At 37.0% G+C, this 2,182-nt stretch carries 1 protein-coding gene; it reads right to left on the bottom strand.

Annotated features, from left to right (window positions below):
• Positions 1 to 220: 220 nt before the first annotated feature.
• The gene (locus tag HYG88_RS15085) at positions 221 to 2,176 is read right to left on the bottom strand and encodes an alkyl/aryl-sulfatase (RefSeq protein ID WP_000693745.1); all 1,956 of its coding nucleotides are present in this window, start codon (positions 2,174 to 2,176) and stop codon (positions 221 to 223) included.
• Between the last annotated feature and the right edge of the window lie 6 nt (positions 2,177 to 2,182).

Raw genomic sequence — 2,182 nt, 5'->3', positions numbered from 1 at the left:
CTAATAAAAATATCTCCATCGAAAATAAAGTATAAAAATTCAAAAACCATTTAATAAAGTATCAATAGAGTTAAAATACATATAGCTTAATTTTAATTTTAAAGAGGAATACAAGAAATAATTTCTTGTATTCCTGTTATAAGATTGGGAGAACCAAGTTGATAATTTCACCCATTTCTTTGGATCTATTAATTTAAGTTTCGACTTTACTTATTTGAGCTTAGCCATTTGGTCGAGTCACAATCGGGAAAATTGAATCTGGACGTTTAAACATTGCAAAGAATTTTCCAATTTTCAGTGGATTACCTTTGACTTTACTGTCTTTAGAAAGCAGGACTTTTACCCCTTCTATTTGACCTGTAATCATTTTTAGATATAAGGGCTTGGTTAAGGTTAATGTAGGGCAATCCAATGCCAAATCTTTACTTTCATCATAACGCTTAAACTGCATGACTGAGTTTTCAACCCATAATGAAAAATGCTCTTTGGTATCCGACAAAACCAGATTGATACACTGGTTTTCATTTTTTAAATTTTCCACATCTAAATTTGTCGCCATAGCTTCAAGAAATCTTTCAGTTGGTGTATGAATCAATAAATCACTCGGATCAGAAGTATTTTGTAGGGGTACATTATTTTGTAGCTCTTGAGCGCCCACCAAAAAGAAATTACGCCAAGTTGAAGCCTCAGCAGCATAGCCCAATTGACGATAAGTATTCGCCAATAAGTCTTTTGCTTGTTGGTTTTGAGGGTTATTCAACACAATATGTTTTAAAATCTCGGCAGCCCATCTATAGTCAGCTTGAGCGTAGGCATCCCGCGCATTTTTCAATGCATTGTTCTCCCCACCTGCTAACTCAATATATTTTTTTGCAACAGCTTTAGGGGGTAATGGATCTAAATTGGAAGGATGGGCATCGAACCATCCCATATAATATTGGTATACTGCTTTTACATTATGTTTTAGGGTTCCATAATAGCCATGAGCATATAGTTTTTGATCAAGTGCCGCTGGAAGCTTAATTTTTTCGGCAATTTCAGCGCCATTAAAACCAGAGTTCATATATCTCACCGTCTGATCATGCGTGAACTTATAAACATCTCGCTGGGTTTTAATAAAATCTTGAATATTGTCATTGCCCCAGACAGGCCAATGATGCTGTGCAATCAATACATCGGATGCTTTGGCATGCTGCATTGCTTGGTCTAGATAGCCCACCCATTTTAAGGCATCACGGACTTTAGCACCCCGAAGGGTATAAAGATTATGCATGGTATGAGATAGAATTTCTGCGCCGTTATAAAGTTTCAATGATGGGATAGAGAACGTTAATTCTGCTGGTGCTTCTGAACCCGGCACGTTATAAAACACAAAATCCAAGCCATCAACCGTCATTTTCTGTTCTGGTTGAGTGATCAGTTGTGTAGGCTCAAGGATGCCCATTTTTCCCACAGCAACAGCCTTACCTAAACCTGTATCCACCAATCCTTCCGCATTTTTAGGTAGAAAAGTTCCATACATATAAGTCGCACGACGTATCATGGCTGAACCTGCCATCACATTTTCACTGGTCGCTTCTTCCATAAAGCCTTTTGGCGCAATAATTGGAGTTTTTCTAGCGTTAATTTCTTCGCTAGAAAGAACGCCTAATGCACCACCAAAATGATCGATATGGCTATGGGTAAAGATAATGGCTGAAATTTTTTGCTCACCTAAATGCTGTCTAGCAAATTTAAGTGCTGCTTCAGCCGTTTCTTTAGAGGTTAATGTATCCACAATAATCCAGCCAGTATCACCCTGAATGATGGTCATATTTGCCAAATCAAAACCACGAATTTGCCAAACTCGATCTGTTACTTTAAATAGCCCAACATTGTTGTTTAATTTTGCTTGTCGCCATAGAGTGGGATTAACGGTATTTGGTGCTTGATCTTGTAAAAAACTAAATGCATCAAAATCCCAGATAACATTGCCTTTCTCACTTTTAATTTGACCTGTTGGCTTGGCAATAAAGCCCTTTTGAGCCTGATTAAACTCAGTCATATCCTCTAAGTTATACTTCGCCTTATATGTATTATTTGATTCAATGACCGCTTTTTCTACTACAGTATTTGCTGCAAAAACAGAAAATGGCAGAATAAGCATCAATGAAACTGTTAAAAACTTAATTTTCATCTTCTT

Origin of the sequence: Acinetobacter sp. SwsAc4 (genome assembly GCF_013391535.1) — a bacterium.
Taxonomy (GTDB): domain Bacteria; phylum Pseudomonadota; class Gammaproteobacteria; order Pseudomonadales; family Moraxellaceae; genus Acinetobacter.
Note: the sequence above shows the minus strand (reverse complement) of the source record. Positions and strands in the feature narration are given on the sequence as shown.